This window comes from Stenotrophomonas sp. YJH_SMC_54, assembly GCF_059368435.1.
Genome location: NZ_JCAFRS010000002.1, coordinates 345,494 through 366,173, shown reverse-complemented (window position 1 = coordinate 366,173; position 20,680 = coordinate 345,494). Strand labels below are relative to the sequence as shown.

Here is a 20,680-nt window from a genome sequence, read left to right as displayed (position 1 = left end):
CGGCAATCCGCCGGTCGGGTTCCCGGTAGTGCCGGCCGCTGGCCGGCAACCTCATGATCCCTTGGATGCCGGCCAGCGGCCGGCACTACCACCAATCAACCTTATCCCAGGTCGCCCAACCGCGCCTGCAATGCCGCGATCGCGGCCAGCCCGGCGGTCTCCGTGCGCAGGATGCGCGGCCCCAGCTGCAGGCCCTGGAATCCTGCCGCTGCCAGCTGATCCCGGTCGCGCGGCGACCAGCCGCCTTCCGGGCCGATCGCGATCACGATGCCGCCCGTCGGCGCCGCGTCGAGCGTCGACAGGCGATGGGCACCGTGCGGGTCCAGCGTCAGCCGCAGCGTATCGGCCGGCAGCGTCGTCGCCGCCTGCGCCAGTGACACCGGCGAGCCAACCTGCGGAATGCGCGCGCGCCCGGACTGGCCGCAGGCCGAGGTCACCACGTTGTTCCAGTGCGCTACGCGCTTCTCCGCGCGCGCGGCATCCAGCTTCACTTCGGTGCGCTCGGCATTCACCGGAACGATGGCGCTCACGCCCAGCTCGGTGGCCTTCTGCAGGATCAGGTCCATCTTCTCGCCTCGGGCAATGCCCTGCAGCAGAGTGATCGCCAGCGGCGATTCGTTGTCCACCGCCTGCACCGCATCGATGCGCACCTGCACCTCGCGCTTGCCGGCGGCGGTCAGCGTGGCGCTGTAGTCGTGGCCATCGCCGTTGAACAGCACGCAGGTATCACCCTCGCGCAGGCGCATCACCCGCACCAGATGGTTGGCCGTCTCTTCCGGCAGGGTCACGGTCTGGCCGCTGTGCAGCGCCAGGTCGATGGGGCAGCGGGTCACGCGCATGCAATCGCCTCGTCAATCGCCGCCAGCGTGGTATGTGCCAGCAGCTCCAGTTGTTCGTCATCCACGCAGTAGGGTGGCATCCAGTACAGCACGTCGCCCAGCGGACGCAGCACCACGCCACGTTTCAGCGCAGCCTTGTAGGCGTGCAGGCCCAGTCGCAGCGCCGGATCGAACGGAGTGCGCTTGTTGCCATCCCGCGACAGCTCGAAGGCCACCACCATGCCGGCCTGGCGGACGTCGGCCACGTGCGGATGGTCGCTCAATGGCGCAGCCAGCGCGCCCATCACCGAGGCGATGCCACGGTTGCGGGCGATCACATCGTCGTCGCGGAAGATGTCCAGCGTCGCCAGCGCAGCCGCACAGGCCAGCGGGTTGCCGGTGTAACTGTGCGAATGCAGGAAGGCGCGCTCGCGCGAGTCATCAAGGAAGGCGTCGTACAGCGCCTGCGTGGCCAGCACCGCGGCAAGCGGCAGGAAGCCGCCGGTCAGGCCCTTGGACAGGCACATCAGGTCCGGCATCACGCCGGCCTGCTCGCAGGCGAACAGGGTGCCGGTGCGGCCGAAGCCGGTGGCGATCTCGTCGGCGATCATGAATGCGCCGTGCGCATCACACAGTTCGCGCACCCGCTGCAGGTACACCGGGTCATGCATGCGCATGCCGCCGGCGCACTGCAGGCGCGGTTCCAGGATCACTGCGCAGATCTCGCCGGGATGCTGGTCAAACAGGGTGGCCAGGCCATCAGCGGCCTGGCGTGCGCGATCAGCCGCACTCTGGCCCGGCTCGGCCAGGTAGGCATCGGGCGAGGGCGCGAACAGGCCTTCGGCCAGCAGCGGCGCGTAGACGCGGCGGTACAGCGGAATGTCCGCCATCGCCAGCGCTCCAAGGGTCTCGCCGTGGTAACCGTTCTCCAGCGCGATGAAGCGCGTGCGCCGTGGCTCGCCGCGGTTCTGGAAATACTGGAAGGCCATCTTCAGCGCGACTTCAACGCCGGCCGAGCCGTTGTCGGCATAGAACACCTTGGCCAGCGGCTCGCGGCCGGGCTGGCGTGGCGCCAGCGCCAGCAGGCGCTCGGCCAGGGTGATCGCCGGCTCATGGCCGAAGCCAGCCAGCATCACCTGTTCCAGCTGCCCGGCCTGCGCCGCGATGGCGCCGCCGATGCGCGGCTCGGCATGGCCGAACAGATTGGTCCACCAGCTGCTGACGGCGTCCAGATAGCGGTTGCCGTCGTGATCGATCAGCCATGCGCCTTCACCACGGGCGATCGGCACCAGCGGCAGGGTATGCGGGTGCTCACGCATCTGCGTGCACGGATGCCACAGCACCTGCAGGTCGCGTTGCCGCCAGTGCTGGGCCAGCGGGGAGGGGGTTGGGTCTGCTAGCATTTCGGGCTCATGAACATGTTGCTGCCTGCACATTCTATCGGCCCCGGCGCTGGCGCCGGCCGCCGTGGAGATTCCGCATGAACGATGACCGTGCCGGCCGGCGCTTGCCGATCATCCATCGGATCACCGATGAGGAGAACGGCCCCTTCCAGCGCCAGCACCTGGACCTGGAGTTCTCCAACGGTGAACGCCGCCGCTTCGAACGCCTGGTCAGCCGTGGCCATGGTGCGGTGGTGGTGGTGCCGATGCTCGACGACGAGACGGTGCTGCTGGTGCGTGAATACGCCGCCGGCATGCATCGCTATGAACTGGGCCTGGTCAAGGGCCGGATCGACGCCGGCGAAACCCCCGGGCAGGCCGCCGACCGCGAGCTGAAGGAAGAGGCCGGATACGGTGCACGCCGGGTCGACGTGCTGCGCGCGATGACCCTGGCCCCCACCTACATGAGCCACCAGTCGTGGCTGGTGGTGGCACGCGACCTGTATCCGGAAAAGCTGGCCGGCGACGAGCCGGAAGAACTGGAGGTGGTGCCGTGGAAGCTGGCCGAACTGGACCAGCTGATGCTGCGCGAGGACTTCTCCGAGGGACGCTCGCTGGCGGCGCTGTTCATCGCTCGCCAGTGGCTGCAGGGAACGCGATGATCAAACTGACCACGGACCTGCGCGAGACCGCCATCGCCATCGCCCAGGAAGCCGGACAGGCCATCATGCAGGTGTACGCCGATGGCTTCGAGGTGCAGATCAAGGACGACGACAGCCCGGTCACCGCCGCCGACCTAGCCGCCAACCAGGTCATCGAACTGGGCCTGCGCCAGCTGACCCCGGACTTGCCGATCCTGTCGGAGGAATCGGCGCAGGTGCCGTGGGAGCACCGCCGCCACTGGGGCGCGTACTGGCTGGTGGATCCGCTCGACGGCACCCGCGAGTTCGTCAAGCGCAATGGCGAGTTCAGCGTCAACATCGCGCTGATCTACCAGGGCGCACCTGCCTTCGGCGTGGTGTTGGCCCCGGTCACCGGCATCGTCTGGCATGCCATGCGTGGCGAGCTGGCCTATCGCCGGCAGGGCCTGCACGACACCGTGCTGCGCACCCGCACGCCGGCCACCGCCCCGCTGCGCGTCGCCGCCAGCCGCTCGCACCGCTCACCGGAAACCGAGGCGCTGCTGGCGCGCATGGGCCGCATCGAGACCATCGCGCAGGGCTCGTCGCTGAAATTCTGCCGGATCGCCGAAGGTGGCCTGGATGTCTATCCGCGGCTGGGCCCGACCTCCGAATGGGATACCGCCGCCGGCCAGTGCGTACTGCACGCCGCCGGCGGTGCGGTACTGTCGGCTGCGACCGGCAAGCCGTTCCGCTACAACCGCCGCGAAACCCTGTTGAACGGCGATTTCATTGCCCTTGGTGATACCAGCCTGCCGTGGCGCGACTGGTTGTCCGACTGACCCTGGAGGCCGCATGAGCGCGCACGACACCCCCACCACCGGCAGCGCCGCCGCCCACGAGCTGGAGCGCCTGCTGGCGATCATGGCGCGCCTGCGTGACCCGCAGGGCGGCTGCCCGTGGGATCTGGAGCAGAACTTCGCAACCATCGCGCCGTACACCATCGAGGAAGCCTACGAGGTGGCCGATGCGATCGACCGTGGCGATCTCGACGATCTCTGTGACGAGCTGGGCGACCTGCTGCTGCAGGTGGTGTTCCATGCGCGCATGGCCGAAGAGCAGGGGGCCTTTGCCTTCGCCGAGGTCGCACGCGCGATCAGCGACAAGATGCAGCGCCGTCACCCGCACGTGTTCGCCGACGTGAGCGTCGACGATGCCGACGGCGTGACGCGCAACTGGGAGGCGATCAAGCGTGCCGAGCGTGCCGCAAAGGGCGAGCAGGACACCTCCGCGCTGGCCGGCATTTCGCGCGGGCTGCCGGAATGGCAGCGGGCGGTGAAGCTGCAGTCGCGTGCGGCCAAGGTCGGCTTCGACTGGCCCGGCCCGTTGCCGGTGCTGGACAAGGCGGCCGAGGAACTGCAGGAACTGCGCGAGGAGTTCGAACGCGGCGATATCGCCGGCAACAAGGCGCGGCTGCAGGAAGAACTGGGCGACCTGCTGTTCGTCTGCGCCAACCTGGCGCGCCATGCCGACATCGACCTGGGTGCGGCGCTGCGCGGGGCCAACCACAAGTTCGAACGCCGCTTCCGCGCGATGGAAGCGCAGGCCGACGCGCAGGGTGGGGCGCTGGCTGCGATGGACCTGGATGCGCAGGAAGCGCTGTGGCAGCACGCCAAGGCAGCAGAAAAAGCGTGAAGACGCTTGGCCTGTTCCTGCTGACCGCGCTGGCCGAGATCGTCGGCTGTTACCTGCCATGGTTGTGGCTGCGCAAGGGAGGCAGCGTCTGGTTGCTGCTGCCGGCCGCGGCCAGCCTCGCCCTGTTCGCGTGGCTGTTGACCCTGCACCCGACCGCCAGTGGGCGGGTCTATGCGGCCTACGGTGGCGTGTACATCGGCACCGCGCTGTTCTGGTTGTGGTTGGTCGACGGCATCCGCCCCAGCCGCTGGGACCTGCTGGGCGCTGCGCTGTGCCTGGCCGGCATGGCGGTGATCATGTTCGGGCCGCGCACCTCATCAGGGTAGCGCCGGGCCATGCGTGGCTGCGCCTCCTTCCGACCGCGCTGGCGCGCGCAAGCCGGGCATGGCTCGGCGCCACAAGGTCAGCGATGGTGCATGATGGCGACGACCCTGGTTCCCGGAGCACGCGCATGTCCCGCTTCGCCAGCTTCCGCGAGTTCTATCCGTTCTACCTCAGCGAGCATCGCCACCCGGTATCGCGCCGGCTGCACTTCATCGGCAGCTGCGGCGTACTGCTGCTGGTCGCGGCAGCGATCCTGCGTGGGCAGCCGGTGCTGCTGCTGGCTGCCCTGTTCTGCGGTTACAGCTTCGCCTGGGTTGGCCATTTCTTTTTCGAGAAGAACCGCCCGGCCACCTTCCAGCACCCGCTGTACTCGTTCATGGGCGACTGGGTGATGTTCGCCGACATCCTGCGCGGGCGCATGCCCTGGTAGCTCCGCTGTGAATGCGGCCTTCACGCGCTATGCTGGGGCCTGGACGTCATAGATAAGGAAAGCAAGATGTTCCCGACCATGTTCTTTACCGTGGTGCTGGCCTTCGTGGCCGTGGTGATCCTGTTCAAGGCGGTACGGATGGTGCCCCAGGGCTACGAGTGGACCGTCGAGCGCTTCGGGCGCTACACGCACACCATGACCCCCGGCCTGCACTTCCTGATTCCGATCGTGTACGGGGTCGGGCGCAAGGTGAACATGATGGAGCAGGTGCTGGATGTACCCAGCCAGGAAGTAATCACCAAGGACAACGCCGCCGTGCGCGTGGACGGCGTGGTGTTCTTCCAGGTCCTGGATGCCGCCAAGGCTGCCTATGAGGTGGCCAACCTGGAAGTGGCGATGATCGCCCTGGTGCAGACCAACATCCGTACCGTGATCGGTTCGATGGACCTGGATGAATCGCTCAGCCAGCGCGAGGTGATCAATGCCCAGCTGCTGAGCGTGGTCGACCATGCCACCAACCCGTGGGGTGTGAAGGTCAACCGCATCGAGATCCGCGACATCCAGCCGCCGCGCGACCTGCTGGATGCGATGGCGCGGCAGATGAAGGCCGAGCGCGAGAAGCGCGCGCAGATTCTAGAGGCAGAGGGTTCCCGCCAGTCGGAGATCCTGCGCGCCGATGGCGAAAAGCAGGCCACCGTGCTGGAGGCCGAAGGCCGTCGCGAAGCCGCGTTCCGCGATGCCGAGGCGCGCGAGCGCCTGGCCGAGGCCGAAGCGATGGCGACCAAGGTGGTGTCGGCGGCGATTGCCGAGGGCGACGTGCAGGCGATCAACTACTTTGTTGCGCAGAAGTACGTGGAAGCGTTCAAGGAGCTGGCCAGTTCGCCGAACCAGAAGCTGGTGCTGATGCCGATGGAGGCCAGTGGCGTGATCGGTTCGATCGCGGGCGTGGCCGAACTGGCGAAGCAGGCGCTGGCCAGCCAGGACAACAAGGCCGCCGGCAAGCGGCCGCCGCCGCTCGGAGGCTGACATGCGCTGGGAAGTCGTCGGTTGGGGCGCGCTGGCGCTGCTGCTGTTTGCCGCCGAGGCGTTGGCGCCCGGGGCGTTCATGCTGTGGATCGGCATTGGCGCGGCGGCGGTGTTCGTACTGGTTGCGGTGTTCAGCGGCATTCCATTGCTGTGGCAGGTCGTTGCCTTCGTCGTGCTGAGCGTTGTCTCGATCCAGTGCTACCGGCGCTGGGGCAAGGCAAGGGCGCGACCCAGCGATGCACCGTTGCTCAACCGCCGCGCCGAACAACTGGTCGGACGGGTGGTGCCGTTGCAGCAGGGTATCGTTGGTGGGCAGGGCCGGGTCAGCATCGACGACGCGTACTGGCAGGTCAGCGGCCCGGAGTTGCAGGCCGGTGCCATGGTGCGGGTGGTAGCGGTGCAGGGCAGCACGCTGGTGGTCGAGTCTGCTGCGGGTAGAGTCGACTGATAGTCGACTGGCATGTGTTGGGTCGGGCGGGTTGGGTTCGCGGTACACGCCGTAAACCCCGCTCTGCGGTCCGGCCCAGCCGCTGGCGGCTGCGCGTTCGGGCGCTTGCGAAGCAGTGCTTCGCAAGCAAAGCGCCCCCAGGGATGGGTTCACGGCGTGTCCCGATCGCCCATACCGCTCCGGCCAAGCCGTCGACTTCGCAGAGCCGATACGCTTTGGCTGTTGCCGTTGCCTGGCTTGTAAAAGGCGCCCGCCGGCCGCAGGCCGGCCAAACACCCCCGCTGCGCTGCGGCGCGACCTGCGGGCGACCGATCTGGGATAATGGGGATTCTTGTTTCCTCTGCTGCCGGACCCGGTCATGACCCAGAAGACGCTGCTCAACGATACCCACCGCGCCCTTGGCGCCAAGATGGTCGATTTCGGGGGTTGGGACATGCCCATCCACTACGGCTCGCAGCTGGACGAGCACCACCTGGTGCGTCGCGAGTCCGGGGTGTTCGACGTCAGCCACATGACCGTGGTCGACCTGCGCGGTGACCAGGTCAAGCCGTTCCTGCGCCGCCTGCTGGCCAACTCGGTCGACAAGCTGAAGGTGCCGGGCAAGGCGCTGTACTCGTGCATGCTGAATCCGCGCGGCGGCGTCATCGACGACCTGATCGTCTACTACCTGGGCGACGATTTCTTCCGCATGGTGGTCAACGCCTCCACCCGCGAAAAGGACCTGGCCTGGCTGCGCGAGCAGGCCGCGCCGTTCGGCGTCAGCGTCGAGCAGCGCCCGGACCTGGCCATCCTGGCCGTGCAGGGCCCGCAGGCGCGCGCGATCGTGATCGGCCTGGCCCGCGAATCCGAGCGCGAGGCGCTGACCAAGCTGGGCCGCTTCGCCGCCCTGCAGGTGCAGTCCGACGACGGCGTCGAGCTGTTCGTCGCCCGTACCGGTTACACCGGCGAAGACGGCTTCGAAATCCTGCTGCCGCAGGACGCGGTGGTCGCGTTCTGGAACCGCCTGCTGGCGGCGGGCGTGAAGCCGGCCGGTCTCGGCGCACGCGACACGTTGCGCCTGGAAGCCGGCATGAACCTGTATGGCCAGGACATGGACGAAGAGATCAGCCCGTACGAAGCGGCGCTGGCCTGGACCGTGTCGCTGGACGAAGGCCGCGACTTCATCGGCCGCGACGTGCTGGAAGCGCAGAAGAACGCAGGCACCGCGCGCCAGATGATCGGCCTGGTGATGGACGAGAAGGGCGTGCTGCGCCACGGCCAGGCAGTGACCACGGCCAGCGGCCAGGGCGAGATCCTGTCCGGCACCTTCTCGCCGACCCTGGCCAAGGGCATCGCTTTTGCCCGCGTGCCCGCCGGTGAACTCGGCGAGGTCACCGTCGACATCCGCGGCCGGCAGGTGCCGGTGCGCGTGGTCAAGTTCCCGTTCGTGCGCGAAGGCCAGGCCCAGCCCGGCGTGCTCGCCGACGCCTGATCCGGACATGCCGGTCGTCACTGACAGCAGTGGCGGCCGGTTGGTTACACTAGCCCCGTTTTTTCCACCCCTGCATATCTCTGGAGCAGTCCCATGAGCGAGATCCCCGGCGACCTCAAGTTCCTCAAGTCCCATGAGTGGGCCCGTGTCGAAGGCAATGGCCGCGTCACCGTCGGTATTTCCGACCATGCCCAGGGCCTGCTGGGTGACCTGGTCTACGTCGAACTGCCGGAAGTCGGCGCCGACGCCAAGGCCGGCGAACAGATCGCCGTCGTCGAGTCGGTGAAGGCCGCCTCGGACGTCTACAGCCCGATCAGCGGCAAGGTTGTCGAGGTCAACTCGGCCCTGTCCGACAAGCCGGAAACCATCAACGAAGATGCCTACGGCGAAGGTTGGATGTTCGTGGTCGAACTGACCAACGCTGAAGAGGTCAACGAGCTGCTGGACCCGGACGCGTACGCCGAAGCCCTGGAGAACGACGACCACTGAGTCGTCGTTTCCGGGTTCTGCAACGGCCACCTTCGGGTGGCCGTTTTTGTTTTGGCGAGTACGTTGGCTCATGACGCAGGGTTTGCTGCGCGCCCTCGACGCGGCATCAGCAGACCCGCGAACGGTACCGAGGGGTGTGCGCAGTTTTGCGCAAATCCGCGTTTCCGCCCCGCGCCGACGCGTCCGGATGTGAAAACTTTTCGCCCCCCGTTGCGGTGCCGTTGTGCTGGCGCTGGTGCCGGCGCCGGCCGGTGCCGGCGTTGCGTGCATGCAGCGGCCGCCAACATGCATGCATCTGCGCAGAGTGCCTATTTCAAGTGGTTTTTGTTCAACGCTTGCGTTGTTGTTGCTGCAGGCAACGCGCGTGCGTGGTGCTTTGTTGGTCGTCGAGGGCGGAGCGTCGCGACCGTGCAGGCAACACCGCGGATGGCGCGGATGTGAAAATTTTTCGCGGGGGTTGTTGACAGTAAAAAAAACCGTGATTAGGTTTCGCCTCAGCAGACCTTGCCTGCCAAACCGAGTGCGCAGAATCAATCGTCCGATGCGAAGCAGCCCCTTCAAGACCACCGCGACCCAGATGACGGTGGACATGGCCCCGCTTCCCCCGGAGAAATGCAAGGCACCTCCCGTTCCGATGCCCGCTCCGCCGATCGAGGCGGGCATTGCCGCATCCGTAACGGCGCGCTTGACGCGCCGGCGGTCCCCGCACGCAGCATCCGCGGGTTTGATCCACCTGGGCGTTTCAACTCCCTATCACTGACGAGGAGCCATCCCATGGCAACCAAGAAAGCTGCGAAGAAAAAGCCCGCCGCCAAGAAGGCGGTGAAGAAGGTCGCGAAGAAGGCCGCTGCCAAGAAGGCAGTGAAGAAGGTCGCGAAGAAGGCGACCGCCAAGAAGGCAGTGAAGAAGGCTGCGAAGAAGGTCGCCAAGAAGGCCACTGCGAAGAAGGCAGTGAAGAAGGCGGCGAAGAAGGTAGCCAAGAAGTCTCCTGTCAAGAAGACCGCGAAGAAGGCCGTCAAGAAGGTAGCCAAGAAGGCCACCAAGAAGACTGCCAAGAAGGCAACGGCCCGCAAGCCGGCCAAGAAGGTCGCGAAGAAGGCGACTGCCAAGAAGGCCGTCAAGAAGACCGCCAAGAAGGCAGTGAAGAAGACCGCGAAGAAGGCCACCAAGAAGGCTGCCCCGAAGAAGGCAGCGAAGAAGGTTGCCAAGCGCAAGCCGGCCGCCCGCAAGAAGAAGGCCGCTCCGGTCGCTCTGCCGGCAACCCCGGCGCCGCTGATCTAAGTACTTCCCGATAGCCGCATCCTGAAACCCCTTCCCTGGCTGCCCAGCGGGGAGGGGTTTTTTTTTATGGAGCCATTGGTAGCGTCGAGCCATGCTCGACCGCCTTGCTGACGGTCGATGCTAGCGGTGCGGCGCCGGTGGAAAGCGCTCCACCAGGAAATCGATGAAGCTGCGCAGGCGGGTCGAGGGGTAGCGGTCGTGGGCGTAGACCACGTGCATCGGCCGCCCCGCGTGGCCGTGTTCGGGAAACAGCTGCACCAACCGCCCAGCCTCGACATCCGCGGCCAGAAGCAGTGCCGATTGCAGCACGATGCCCAGCCCATGCAGCGCCGCTGTACGCAGCGCTTCGCCGTTGTTGATCTGCAGCCGACCTGTGGGCACATGGCCGAGCCCGCCAGCATCGGCCTGCAGCCACTGCGCCAGCGCGCTGGGTTCGAAGGACAGGCATTGGTGCCGGGCAAGCGCCAGCAGGTCTGGGGGCGTACCGTGCCGGGCGAGGTATCCGGGCGAGGCGCACATCATCAAGCGATATGGTGCCAATGCACGCGCCACCAGCACGCTGCTGTCGGCCAGCGTGCCGATGCGCAGGGCTGCTTCGAAACCTTCCTCTGCGAGGTCGACCACGCGGTCGGTCAGCACCGCGTCGACACGCACGTCGGGGTAGCGCGCCATGTAATCGGCCAACGCCGGTACCAGCGCATGCGTGCCGAAGATCACCGGCGCGCTGATGCGCAGCGTGCCTGCAGGTGCCAGGTGCTGGTACTGGGCCTGAGCATCGGTTTCCTCCACCAGCCGCAGGATCTCCCGGCAGCGGGCGTAGTAGTCCTCCCCGAACGGCGTCATGTGCTGGCGCCGGGTGGTACGACTGAGCAACTGCATGCCCAGCCGCGCCTCCAACGCACGCAGGTGCTTGCCGGCCATCGTCGGGGAGATGGCCAGTGCTGACGCTGCAGCGCTGAGGCTGCCCTTGTCCACGATCAGCACGTAGACCTGCATGCTTTCCAGCAGGTTCATCTGACACTCCGGGTGTTGAATGCTGAAACTTTTGCGGAGTTTATCAATCACGGGTGATCAAACAGCATGCACTGCAGGGGCCGGATCCACCGGCCGTGCTGAAAGGAGAACACGATGGATTTGAATCTTGAGGGACGCACAGCGCTGGTCACCGGGGCGGGCAGTGGCATCGGTGCCGCTGTCGCCAGGCAACTGGCCGCGCAGGGCGTACGTGTTGCCATCTCGTCACGGCGGCAGGCACCGCTGCAGGCGCTGGCGGCAGGGATCGAAGCGGCGGGCGCACCCGCGCCGATCATCCTGCTGGGCGATGTCACCGACGCCGGGGACGTGCGACGCATTGCTGACGCGTCGCTGGCGGCGTTGCAGCGGGTGGACATCCTGGTCAACGCGGCTGGCGGTTCGCGGCCAACGACCGTCGATGCAGCCGACACGATCTGGGAGGAGGCATTGGCGCTGAACTTCTCTGCCGCACGACGGCTGACCCAGGCACTGCTGCCGGCGATGCAGGCGCAGGGATGGGGGCGGGTGATCAACTTCAGCGGTTCGATGGAGCCCCGTTCGGTGAATGCCGCCACCGCGGCGAAGGCAGCGCTGCATCTGTGGAGCAAGGGGCTGTCGTCGGAGGTGGCCGGGCAGGGCATCACGGTGAATGCCATTGCGCCGGGTCGGATCAACAGCCCGCAGATCCTGGACCGCCTGCATCCCGCCGAGGAAAGCCGACGCGCGTTCATCGCCAGTAACATCCCGATCGGACGCTTCGGTGAGCCGGAAGAAGTGGCGCCGCTGGTGGCATTCCTCGCCTCGCCGCTGGCCGGTTACATCACCGGTGCGGTGATTCCGGTGGACGGCGGCATGCACTACTTCGCGCATTAGCCCTCCGTTTGTAGAGTCGAGCGTGGCTCGATTCCACAACAGCCAACAAAAAGGGCGGTCCCCAGGCCGCCCTTCATGCTCACGGTCGCGCTCGCCTGATCAGCGCGGCGACGCCACCGCGCGGTTGCTCGAGGCGCCCTTGCCCTTGCGCTTGTCCTGCTGCGCCGGGCTCGCGCCTTCGGCCATCAGGTTGTCGCTGCCGAAGTCGGTGTCCACATCCAGCCAGCGCTGTGCCGGCAGACCGAGCGCGGAATCGAGCACGGTCGGCAGCAGGCCGCTGGGCAGGCCGCTCTCGCCATTCCACATGATGGCGATGCCGAGATCGCGTTCCGGCACCAGCGCGACCAGGCCGCGGTAGCCCTGTACGGCACCGGCATGGAACACCACGTCGTGGCCGGCGTAGTCGAAGGTGCGCCAGCCCAGTGCGTAGCCGGCCGAGTGCAGGCGCTCGCGGCGCCAGCCCGAACGCATCTCGCCGGGGGTGTTGATCAGGCTTGAATGCAGGGTGGCCAGCAGCGGTGCCGGCAGCACGTCGGGGCGATGGCCGGTGTGCGCCAGCAGCCACTGCGCCATGTCGCTGGCGCTGGCGTTGACGCCAGCGGCCGGAGCCACGCGGTAGTAGGTCGGCTTCGGTGTCAGCGACACCCAGCCGTTGCGGCTGCGCACGTGCGGACGCGCCCAGCGCGAGCTGGCCTGGATGCCGGCCAGGCCGAGGCTGGCATCGTTCATGCCCAGCGGCTTGAAGATGCGGCGCTCGACCGACTGCTCGTAGAAGCTGCCGGAGGCGGCATAGACGACGTCGCCGATCAGGCTGAAGGCCACGTTCTGGTAGGCGTAGCAGTCGCCCGGCAGGCACTTCAGGCTGGTGTTGGCCAGCTTCTGGGTCAGCGCGTAGTACTCGGCGTTGCCTTCGATGTCGCGGTCGTAGGCGTTGTAGGGCAGGCCGACGCGGTGGCTGAGCACATCGGCCACGGTCAGGCGGTCGGTGGCTTCGGGCGAGTTGAGGCGGAAGCCCGGCACGTAGTCGGTGACCTTGCTGTCCCAGCGCAGCGTGCCGTCGTTGACCAGCAGTCCGGCCATGGTGCCGGCGAAGGCCTTGGACAGCGAAGCCAGGCGGAACACGGTGTGGGCGTCGACCGGCAGCGGATTGTTGACGTCAGTGACGCCATAGCCGCGCGCGCTGAGGATGCGGCCGCCCTGCACGATGGCCACGGCCATGCCCGGCACGCGCTCGCCATAGGTGAGCTGCTGCGCCATCGATTCGATATTGGCGACGTTGAAGCCTGCGGCGGGCGCCTGCACCTGCGGCACCAGCCCGGTACGGTAGGCCGCCGGCTGGGTGTGGGCAACGGCGGTGGCCGCAGCGGACTCGATGTTGGCCGGCATCGGCGGCAACGGCGGCGGGGTCTGCGCGGTGGTGGACAAGGCAACGGGCATCAACATGCCCAGCAAACCGGTGGCCGCCGAACGGATCGGACGACGCAGGCTGTTCTTTTTCATCGGTGGGACCCGTGCGCGACTGCTGACGGCGATTCTAGCGCCGCTTTTCCTCTGTGCACAAACAAAGCGAAGATGAATGCGCATCTCGTTGAAAAAGTTGGGATTTTGACGCCTCGAAAGCGTGTATCGGAACGTGTCATCCGGACCCGGTCATGACACCGCGTTGCGGCCTTCAGACGGCCACCTGCTGGCGATGTTGCAGTGCATTGGATAACGTACGCGCTTCACTGCCCCGGAGCCTGCCATGCCGCTGTCCAACCGCCGTCATCTGGCGAGGGACGCCGCGTGAGCGCGGTACGAGGGAAAGGCCCGCTGCAGGGGCTGATGGCGGCACTGCGCGAGTCCCCGGCGCTGTGGTGGTCGTTCCTGTACTTCTTCTGCCTCCTCAGCGGCTACTACGTGTTGCGTCCGGTGCGTGAAGCCATGGCCGCCTCGGCGGACCTGGAAACGGTGTTCCCGCCCGTGCTGATTGCCTGGTTCGCCAGTCACGGCGTCGCGCTGAAGGACTTCGTCCTGCAGTTCCTGTTCTCCTGCGTGTTCGTGATCATGCTGGTGCTGCAGCCGGTGTACGGCTGGCTGGTCAGCCGCTTCCCGCGACGGGTGTTCCTGCCGGCGGTGTATGGGTTCTTCATCGTGACCCTGCTTGGCTTCTACATGATGTTCGACAGCGGCGTGCCTGGCCGCGGCATGGCCTTCTTCTTCTGGATCACCGTCTTCAACCTGTTCGCGGTGGCGGTGTTCTGGAGTTTCATGGCCGATGTCTTCTCCAATGTGCAGGCCCGGGCCTTCTATGGCTACATCGGCGCGGCGGGCACCGTCGGAGCCTTCCTTGGTCCGGTCATCACCAGTGCGCTGGTGCAGCGCGTGGGCATCGCCAACCTGATGCTGGTGTCGGCCGGTTTCCTGGCGATCTGCTTGTTCTGCATCTGGCGCCTGCGGCACTGGGCGGTGCTGCGCGAGCAGGAGCAGCAGTTGGTATCGGGCGAAACGCCGATGGGCGGCAGCGTGCTGGATGGCCTGAAACTGATCGTGCGCGAGCCGTTGCTGCGCTGGCTGGCGATCATGGTGGTGTTCGGCGTGGGCGTGGGGACGCTGCTCTACAACCAGCAGGCTGCAATCGTGCGCGCGGCGTTCACCGATCCGGCGGCCAGTACCGCGTTCTTCTCGCGCATCGACCTGGCGGTGAACGCGCTGGCGCTGCTGATGCAGGTGGGCCTGACCCGCTGGCTGCTGTCGCGCCACGGCATCGCGCCGGCGCTGCTGATTCCCGGTTTCGCGATCCTGATCGGCTTCTCGGTGCTGGCAGCCTCGCCGATGCCGTTGATGGTCGCGGTGGTGCAGGTGATGACCCGCGCCAGCGAATTTGCACTGGCCAAGCCGGCGCGCGAGACCATCTACACGCGCGTGGACCGGCAGTGGCGCTACAAGGCCGGCGCAGCGATCGACACCGTGGTCTACCGCGGTGCGGACCTGAGCTTTGCCTGGGTGCACAAGGGCCTGTCATTGTTCGGCTCGCACGTGGTGTTCATCGGCGGCATGCTGGTGGCCGCGTGCATGACCGCAGCCGCGTTCGGTGTACTGCGCGAAGAAAAGAAACTGCCGCGCGACCGCTGATTTTCCGGGGCCCGATCCCCATCCCTGTCCAAGGAACTGCCCATGTACTGGATCGCACTCACCCTGACGTTGCTCGTCGCCTTGCTGCACGTTTATTTCCTGGTGCTGGAGATGTTCCTGTGGACCCGCCCGCTGGGCCTGAAGACCTTCCGCAACACGCCGGAGAAGGCGGAGACCACGCGGGTGCTGGCGGCCAACCAGGGCCTCTACAACGGCTTCCTGGCGGCGGGCATCGGGGTGGGGCTGGTGATCGGGCAGCCGGTGCTGGTGACGTTCTCGCTGGCCTGCGTGGTGGTGGCAGGGTGCTATGGCGCCTACAGCGTGAGCCGCCGCATTTTCATGATCCAGGCGGTGCCGGCGATCCTGGCGCTGGTGTTTCGCGCGCTGGCGTAGTTTCCAGCCAACGGCGCAGCCCCTCGTGGGTTGGTCGCGGAATGCGGGTCGTGGATCTGGCCGGGCGGATGGGCTGGGCAGGGGACGCCGTAAACCCGTCCCTGGGGGCTTGGCCGCGGCATCCATGCCGCGGACACCCCTGCCCAGCCCATCCGCCCGACCCCGGACAGGTTCCGTGTGCGGCCAGCCCACGGAGAAGAAAAAGAAGATCAAGAGCAACAGCGGGTCGCTGCGCTCGTGGGTTCTGCGCGCATGAAAAAAGCGGCCAGTGGGCCGCTTTTGCTTTTGTTCTTATTTTTCTCTTGCGTTGGTGGACGCCGCAGAAATCTGTCAGAGGCTGGGGGCGGTGAGTTCGCGGGGGTGTCCGCGGCATGGATGCCGCGGCCAAGCCCCCAAGGACGGGTTCACGGCGTCCCCCGCGAACTCACCGCCCCCAGCCAAACCAAAGCTTTCCGCGATCAACCGTCCACCCACGAGGGGCTGCGCCGTTCGCCGGAACACTACTTCGCCGGCGACATCCACATGTCGATGACCGCGCTGAACACCTCCGTCCCCGCGCGGTCGCGCACACTCACCGTCACCGGCAGTGCATAGCCCTCGGCAGCGGCCACGATCGGCTGGGCCGGCAATGCCACCGCCTGCAGCATGCCCCGTGCCTTGGCCAGGTACTGCACCTGCATCCCCTTCGGAATCCAGCGCATGCCCTTCGGCAGCGAGGCGTCGACCATCAGCCCGGCGGTCAGTTCGGCCAGGTTGCACATCGCGATCGCGTGCACCGTGCCGATGTGGTTGCGCACCCTGCGGCGGTCGGCCAGCGTGCCTTCGCAGCGGCCGTGTTCCAGGCGGGTGATGCGCGGCGCGATGCTGGCGAAGTAGGGCGCCTTGAAGCAGACCGCGCGCGAGAACAGCCAGGTGCCGGCAGGCCAGCGTTGCAGCCGGTGGTAGAGCGAGAGCAGAGGCGTGGACATGGTCGGTGTTCCGGTCGTCGGATAGAGCGACGGCGGGCCGAGGCCCGCCGTCGAAGGCAACGCGTATCGCGGGCGATCAGGCGGCCTGCGAATGCGGATCCTTGTGCTGGCGGTCGTAGTAGCTGGCCGCGCGCAGTTCGTGGGTGTCGAAGTCGTCCACGGTGATCGTATCCAGGGTCAGCGTGCGCAGCTCTTCCAGCAGGCTGCGCTCGTCCTGGGTGATCACGCCCTCGGCCACGGCTTCGTCCAGCTGGCTCTTGAAGTCCAGCGCCTCGATGCCCTTGCTCTTCAGCGCCTTCAGGAACTTGCGCTCCACCGGCTCGGCCATGATCGCCTTGCTCAGGTAGCTGTTGATGCGGCCACCCGGGTTGTTCTCGCACGGGGTCAGGAACACGCCACTGGCCAGGCGGTCGCGGGCTTCGTTCGGCGCCATCAGCAGGGCGGCGACGCGGCGGCTCAGGCGGTCGCCCGGGGCCTCGGCACGACGGCCCAGCGGGAAGATCAGCGCCCACATCAGCCAGCCGATCGGACGGATCGGGAAGTTGCGCAGGGCCGCCGACAGCGATTCCTCGATCTTGTGCACGCTGTCATGGAAGGCCCAGGCCAGCAGCGGCTGGTCGGCCTGCGGTGCGCCTTCATCGTGGTAGCGCTTGAGCATGGCGCTGGTCATGTAGACGTGGCTCAGCACGTCGCCCAGGCGGCCGGACAGCGATTCCTTGAACTTCAGCTTGCCGCCGAGGGTCATCATCGAGATGTCGGCCATCAGCGCCAGGTTGGCCGAGTAACGGTCCAGCTTGCGGAAGTAGCGGCGGGTGTAGGCGTCACCCGGGGCGGCGCCGAAGCGCGCGCCGGTCAGGCCAAACCAGAACGAGCGCACGGCATTGGAGATGCCGAAGCGGATGTGGCCGAACAGGCTGCGGTCGAAGTCCTGCAGGCCGGCACGGGTATCCGGATCCTGCGCGGCCTTCATTTCCTTCAGTACCCATGGGTGGCAGAGGATCGCACCCTGGCCGAAGATCAGCAGGCTGCGGGTCATGATGTTGGCGCCTTCCACGGTGATCGCGATCGGCGCGGCCTGCCAGCTGCGGCCGGCGAAGTTGCGCGGCCCCAGGATGATGCCCTTGCCGCCGATCACGTCCATCATGTCCGAGATCACTTCGCGGCTCATGGTGGTGCAGTGGTACTTGGCGATGGCCGACGGTACCGACGGCACGTCACCACGGTCGACTGCAGCAGCGGTGGCCTGCGACAGCGCGCTGATCTTGTACGCCTTGCCGCCGATGCGGGCCAGCGCTTCTTCCACGCCTTCGAAGCGGCCGACCGACAGGCCGAACTGCTTGCGGATGCGTGCATAGGCGCCGGTCACGGCGGCACCGGCCTTGGCTCCGCCACTGGCGGTGGACGGCAGGGTGATCGAGCGGCCCACGGCCAGGCACTCGTTGAGCATGTTCCAGCCCTTGCCGGCCATGGCCGCGCCACCGATCAGCTGGGTCAGCGGAATGAACACGTCCTTGCCGCGGATCGGGCCGTTCTGGAACGTCGAGTTCAGCGGGAAGTGGCGACGGCCGATTTCAACGCCGGCGGTGTCGCGCGGCAGCAGGCCCAGGGTGATGCCGATGTCGCGGGTGTCGCCGATCAGGCCATCCGGGTCGTACATGCGGAAGGCCAGGCCGATCAGCGAAGCGACCGGGGCCAGGGTGATGTAACGCTTGTCGAAGGTCAGCTTGACGCCGAGCACCTGCTCGCCGTTCCACTCGCCCCTGCAGACGATGCCGTAGTCCGGAATCGAGGTGGCGTCGGAGCCGGCGAACGGACCGGTCAGGCCGAAGCAGGGCACTTCGCGGCCATCGGCCAGGCGTGGCAGGTACTGGTCCTTCTGTTCCTGGGTGCCGTAATGCACCAGCAGTTCACCCGGGCCCAGCGAGTTGGGCACACCGACGGTGGAGCTGACCACCGAGGACACCGAGGCCAGCTTCTGGATCACCTTGTGGTGGGCCAGCGCAGAGAAGCCCAGGCCGCCATATTCCTTCGGGATGATCATGCCGAAGAACTTGTTCTTCTTGATGAAGGCCCACAGCTCCGGCGGCAGGTCAGCGTGGACGTGGGTGATTTCCCAGTCGTTGACCATCGTGCACAGCTCTTCGACCGGGCCATCGAGGAAGGCCTGTTCTTCGGCGGTCAGCTGCGGCTTGGGGTAATTGAGCAGGATGTTCCAGTCCGGATCACCGGTGAACAGTTCGCCCTCGAAGCCAACCGAGCCGGTTTCCAGCGCGATGCGCTCGGTCTGCGACAGCGGCGGCAGCACCTTGCGGAACACCTTCATCATCGGGCCGGTCAGCAGCGGCTTGCGGATGAACGGCAGCAGCAGCGGCACGGCGATGACGGCCAATACGGCGGCAGCCACGATCGTGGCGGTCTGGTTGACGTAGGGAATGAACCAGCAGGCGACCAGCAGGGCCACGCTGATCAGCGTCCAGGTAACCAGCCGCATGCGGTGGTAGGCGACGAACGCGCCTGCCAGCAGCAGGGCGAGGAAGGGAAGAACGATGCTCATGAGCGTGCTCCGGTGACGTGCTCGTTTGTGGCGGACGAAGCTGCAGCATCCGCTGCGGGCAACACGTCCAGATAGTCCAACACAGTAGCGGTAAAGGCGTCGTTGTCATCGCCGGCGACCATGTGCGTGGCCTGCGGCAGCTGTACATGACGCGCGTGCGGCGCCAACGCCAGGAATTCGGCCACGGTCTGTGGCGTGACCAGGTCGCTTCGGCCGCCGCTGACCAGCAGCAGCGGGCACTTCACCTGGCGTGCGGCCTCGGCCAGCGCATCCTGGTGCTGCTCGCTGTCGCGGGCCAGTTCGGCCACCAGGCGCGGGTCCCAGTGCCAACGCCAGCGGCCGTGGCCGTCCTCGCGCAGCAGTGCGCGCAGCGACTGCTCGGATTTGCGCGGACGGTGCGGCATGTAGGCCGAGATCACGTCGGCGGCCTGGGTGAGCGAGGCAAAGCCGTCGGGATGGGCGGTCATGAAGGCCAGGATGCGTTCAACACCGGCGGTATCCCAACGCGGGGTGATGTCCACCAGCACCATCGCCGAGAACAGGCCCGGCCAGCGCGATTCGGCCAGCAGGCCGAACAGGCCGCCCATCGAGGCTGCGACCAGCACCGGCGGGCGTGGCTGTTCCCCGGCCAGCACGATCAGGTCATCAGCGAACTGCTCGCCGTGATAGGGCAGTTCGGCAGAATTCCAGTCCGAATCGCCGTGGCCACGGGCGTCGTAGGCCAGCGTCTGCAGCCCCGCCGCAGACAGGGCCCGCGCGGTGGCGTTCCATGCGTGCCGGGTCTGGCCGAAGCCGTGCGCGAACAACACGCGGCCACGGCGGCCGTGGTCGCTGGCGGTTGCGGCCAGGCGTGCGCCATGGGCGGCCTCCAGGCGAAGATCATGGAACGCAGCGGGAGTAGGGGACGTAACCATACTTGCTAGTATGGATCGCTTGTGAGGGAAGTCAATACTGCACGGTATGGTGCGCTGCGGCAGGTGCCCAGGCGGGCGTCGCGACGGTTTGGGCCGCAACCGCGTACTGCAACGAACCCCGGCGTATGGTTAAATCAGCCCATGAATCAACCTGACGCTTCCGCCGGCGAACCGCGCGCCGGCCGCAACAGCCGCCTGAGTGCCGAAGACTGGGCCCAGGCCGCTCTCGATCTGATTGCTGAACAAGGTGTGGGGGCCGTCGCGGTGGAACCGTTGGCGCGGCGCCTGGGTGTGACCAAGGGCAGTTTCTACTGGCACTTCCCCTCGCGTGATGCACTGCTGCAGGCGGCGCTGGAACGCTGGGAACTGTTCGAACAGGAACAGGTGTTCGGCAGCCTGGAGGACGTGCCGGATCCGCGCGTGCGCCTGCGCCAGCTGTTCCAGATGGTCGCGCACGAAGTGCAGCCGCACATCATCTACAGCGAACTGCTGAAGGCGCTGGACCACCCGATGGTGCGCCCGGTGATCGACCGCGTTTCGCAGCGCCGGCTCGACTATTTGGTTGCTTCGTTCCGCCAGGCCGGGCTCAGCTCCACCGATGCACGGCATCGCGCGCGCCTGGCCTATGCCGCCTACGTCGGCTTCCTGCAGCTGTCGCTGCAGCTGCAGCAACCCAAGCAGGCCCGCGAGGATTTCGAGGCCTATGTCGAGCATCTGATCGAGACGCTCATTCCCAGCTGAATGGGAGAATGGCGCCCTGCAAGTGCCGAATGCGCCTTGCAGGCGACCTCAATGCGCCAACGTATGTCGTGGTGAGGCTGGTTTCACGCGATTTGGGCATTTTCTTAACGACTCTTTAATTCCAG

The 20,680-nt window shown here is 66.7% G+C and carries 21 protein-coding genes; 14 read left to right on the top strand and 7 right to left on the bottom strand.

Going from position 1 to position 20,680, the window contains the following annotated elements; genetic code table 11:
• Positions 1–101: 101 nt before the first annotated feature.
• Entirely contained in the window at positions 102–839 is a 738-nt protein-coding gene (locus AC5P5S_RS03975; protein WP_049448757.1) for a 16S rRNA (uracil(1498)-N(3))-methyltransferase, read from the bottom strand.
• Positions 830–2,221 carry an adenosylmethionine--8-amino-7-oxononanoate transaminase gene (gene bioA, locus AC5P5S_RS03970; RefSeq protein ID WP_033833434.1) on the bottom strand — a complete coding sequence of 464 codons (1,392 nt, stop codon included), beginning with the start codon at positions 2,219–2,221 and terminating at the stop codon, positions 830–832. Before bioA ends, AC5P5S_RS03975 begins: the two co-directional genes overlap by 10 nt.
• 77 nt (positions 2,222–2,298) lie before the next feature.
• Here bioA and nudE point away from each other — a divergent pair, with 77 nt between their 5' ends.
• From nudE to AC5P5S_RS03920, 10 genes are all read left to right on the top strand, one after another.
• On the top strand, positions 2,299–2,862 hold the full coding sequence (gene nudE / locus AC5P5S_RS03965; RefSeq protein ID WP_033833433.1) for an ADP compounds hydrolase NudE: 564 nt from the start codon (positions 2,299–2,301) through the stop codon (positions 2,860–2,862).
• Positions 2,859–3,662, top strand: coding sequence for a 3'(2'),5'-bisphosphate nucleotidase CysQ (cysQ, locus tag AC5P5S_RS03960; protein ID WP_005410708.1), 804 nt, complete (start codon positions 2,859–2,861; stop codon positions 3,660–3,662). The genes nudE and cysQ overlap by 4 nt, the downstream gene beginning before the upstream one ends.
• Positions 3,663–3,675: 13 nt before the next feature.
• Positions 3,676–4,515 (top strand): nucleoside triphosphate pyrophosphohydrolase, encoded by an 840-nt coding sequence (mazG, locus tag AC5P5S_RS03955; RefSeq protein ID WP_005414245.1) that lies wholly within the window; start codon positions 3,676–3,678, stop codon positions 4,513–4,515.
• A complete protein-coding gene (locus tag AC5P5S_RS03950; protein WP_005410706.1) occupies positions 4,512–4,841 on the top strand; it encodes a YnfA family protein in 330 nt (109 codons plus the stop codon). The genes mazG and AC5P5S_RS03950 overlap by 4 nt, the downstream gene beginning before the upstream one ends.
• 125 nt (positions 4,842–4,966) lie before the next feature.
• Positions 4,967–5,269, top strand: a complete 303-nt coding sequence (locus AC5P5S_RS03945) for an Mpo1-like protein (protein WP_005410705.1) — start codon at positions 4,967–4,969, stop codon at positions 5,267–5,269.
• 66 nt (positions 5,270–5,335) lie between these two features.
• Positions 5,336–6,295, top strand: coding sequence for an SPFH domain-containing protein (locus tag AC5P5S_RS03940; protein ID WP_005410704.1), 960 nt, complete (start codon positions 5,336–5,338; stop codon positions 6,293–6,295).
• 1 nt (position 6,296) lies between these two features.
• Positions 6,297–6,743 (top strand): NfeD family protein, encoded by a 447-nt coding sequence (locus AC5P5S_RS03935; protein WP_049454216.1) that lies wholly within the window; start codon positions 6,297–6,299, stop codon positions 6,741–6,743.
• A 358-nt stretch (positions 6,744–7,101) separates the two neighbouring features.
• Entirely contained in the window at positions 7,102–8,214 is a 1,113-nt protein-coding gene (gcvT, locus tag AC5P5S_RS03930) for a glycine cleavage system aminomethyltransferase GcvT (protein WP_005410702.1), read from the top strand.
• Between the two features lie 93 nt (positions 8,215–8,307).
• Positions 8,308–8,703 carry a glycine cleavage system protein GcvH gene (gene gcvH / locus AC5P5S_RS03925; RefSeq protein WP_005410701.1) on the top strand — a complete coding sequence of 132 codons (396 nt, stop codon included), beginning with the start codon at positions 8,308–8,310 and terminating at the stop codon, positions 8,701–8,703.
• Between the two features lie 774 nt (positions 8,704–9,477).
• Positions 9,478–9,984 (top strand): hypothetical protein, encoded by a 507-nt coding sequence (locus AC5P5S_RS03920; RefSeq protein ID WP_062607972.1) that lies wholly within the window; start codon positions 9,478–9,480, stop codon positions 9,982–9,984.
• A gap of 120 nt (positions 9,985–10,104) precedes the next feature.
• On the opposite strand, the gene AC5P5S_RS03915 is transcribed toward AC5P5S_RS03920, so the two are convergent.
• Positions 10,105–10,998: a LysR substrate-binding domain-containing protein gene (locus AC5P5S_RS03915; RefSeq protein WP_062607970.1), complete on the bottom strand. Its 894-nt coding sequence runs from the start codon at positions 10,996–10,998 to the stop codon at positions 10,105–10,107.
• Positions 10,999–11,112: 114 nt separating this feature from the next.
• Here AC5P5S_RS03915 and AC5P5S_RS03910 point away from each other — a divergent pair, with 114 nt between their 5' ends.
• Positions 11,113–11,871: an SDR family NAD(P)-dependent oxidoreductase gene (locus AC5P5S_RS03910; protein ID WP_062607967.1), complete on the top strand. Its 759-nt coding sequence runs from the start codon at positions 11,113–11,115 to the stop codon at positions 11,869–11,871.
• 99 nt (positions 11,872–11,970) lie between these two features.
• Here AC5P5S_RS03910 and AC5P5S_RS03905 read toward each other — a convergent pair whose 3' ends face one another.
• A complete protein-coding gene (locus tag AC5P5S_RS03905) occupies positions 11,971–13,371 on the bottom strand; it encodes a serine hydrolase domain-containing protein (RefSeq protein ID WP_005410697.1) in 1,401 nt (466 codons plus the stop codon).
• Positions 13,372–13,695: 324 nt separating this feature from the next.
• On the opposite strand from AC5P5S_RS03905, the gene AC5P5S_RS03900 reads away from it, so the two are divergent.
• Both AC5P5S_RS03900 and AC5P5S_RS03895 read left to right on the top strand, forming a co-directional pair.
• Positions 13,696–14,985, top strand: a complete 1,290-nt coding sequence (locus tag AC5P5S_RS03900; RefSeq protein WP_176394319.1) for an NTP/NDP exchange transporter — start codon at positions 13,696–13,698, stop codon at positions 14,983–14,985.
• A 42-nt stretch (positions 14,986–15,027) separates the two neighbouring features.
• Positions 15,028–15,378 (top strand): DUF1304 domain-containing protein, encoded by a 351-nt coding sequence (locus AC5P5S_RS03895; protein WP_012481032.1) that lies wholly within the window; start codon positions 15,028–15,030, stop codon positions 15,376–15,378.
• A 500-nt stretch (positions 15,379–15,878) separates the two neighbouring features.
• On the opposite strand, the gene AC5P5S_RS03890 is transcribed toward AC5P5S_RS03895, so the two are convergent.
• The 3 genes from AC5P5S_RS03890 to AC5P5S_RS03880 form a co-directional block, all read right to left on the bottom strand.
• Positions 15,879–16,346, bottom strand: a complete 468-nt coding sequence (locus AC5P5S_RS03890) for a hotdog fold domain-containing protein (protein ID WP_005410693.1) — start codon at positions 16,344–16,346, stop codon at positions 15,879–15,881.
• Positions 16,347–16,422: 76 nt separating this feature from the next.
• On the bottom strand, positions 16,423–18,900 hold the full coding sequence (locus AC5P5S_RS03885; protein WP_005410692.1) for an acyl-CoA dehydrogenase: 2,478 nt from the start codon (positions 18,898–18,900) through the stop codon (positions 16,423–16,425).
• Positions 18,897–19,814: an alpha/beta fold hydrolase gene (locus AC5P5S_RS03880; protein WP_005410691.1), complete on the bottom strand. Its 918-nt coding sequence runs from the start codon at positions 19,812–19,814 to the stop codon at positions 18,897–18,899. The genes AC5P5S_RS03885 and AC5P5S_RS03880 overlap by 4 nt, the downstream gene beginning before the upstream one ends.
• Before the next feature lie 141 nt (positions 19,815–19,955).
• On the opposite strand from AC5P5S_RS03880, the gene AC5P5S_RS03875 reads away from it, so the two are divergent.
• Positions 19,956–20,555, top strand: a complete 600-nt coding sequence (locus AC5P5S_RS03875) for a TetR/AcrR family transcriptional regulator (RefSeq protein ID WP_005410690.1) — start codon at positions 19,956–19,958, stop codon at positions 20,553–20,555.
• The last annotated feature ends 125 nt before the right edge of the window (positions 20,556–20,680 follow it).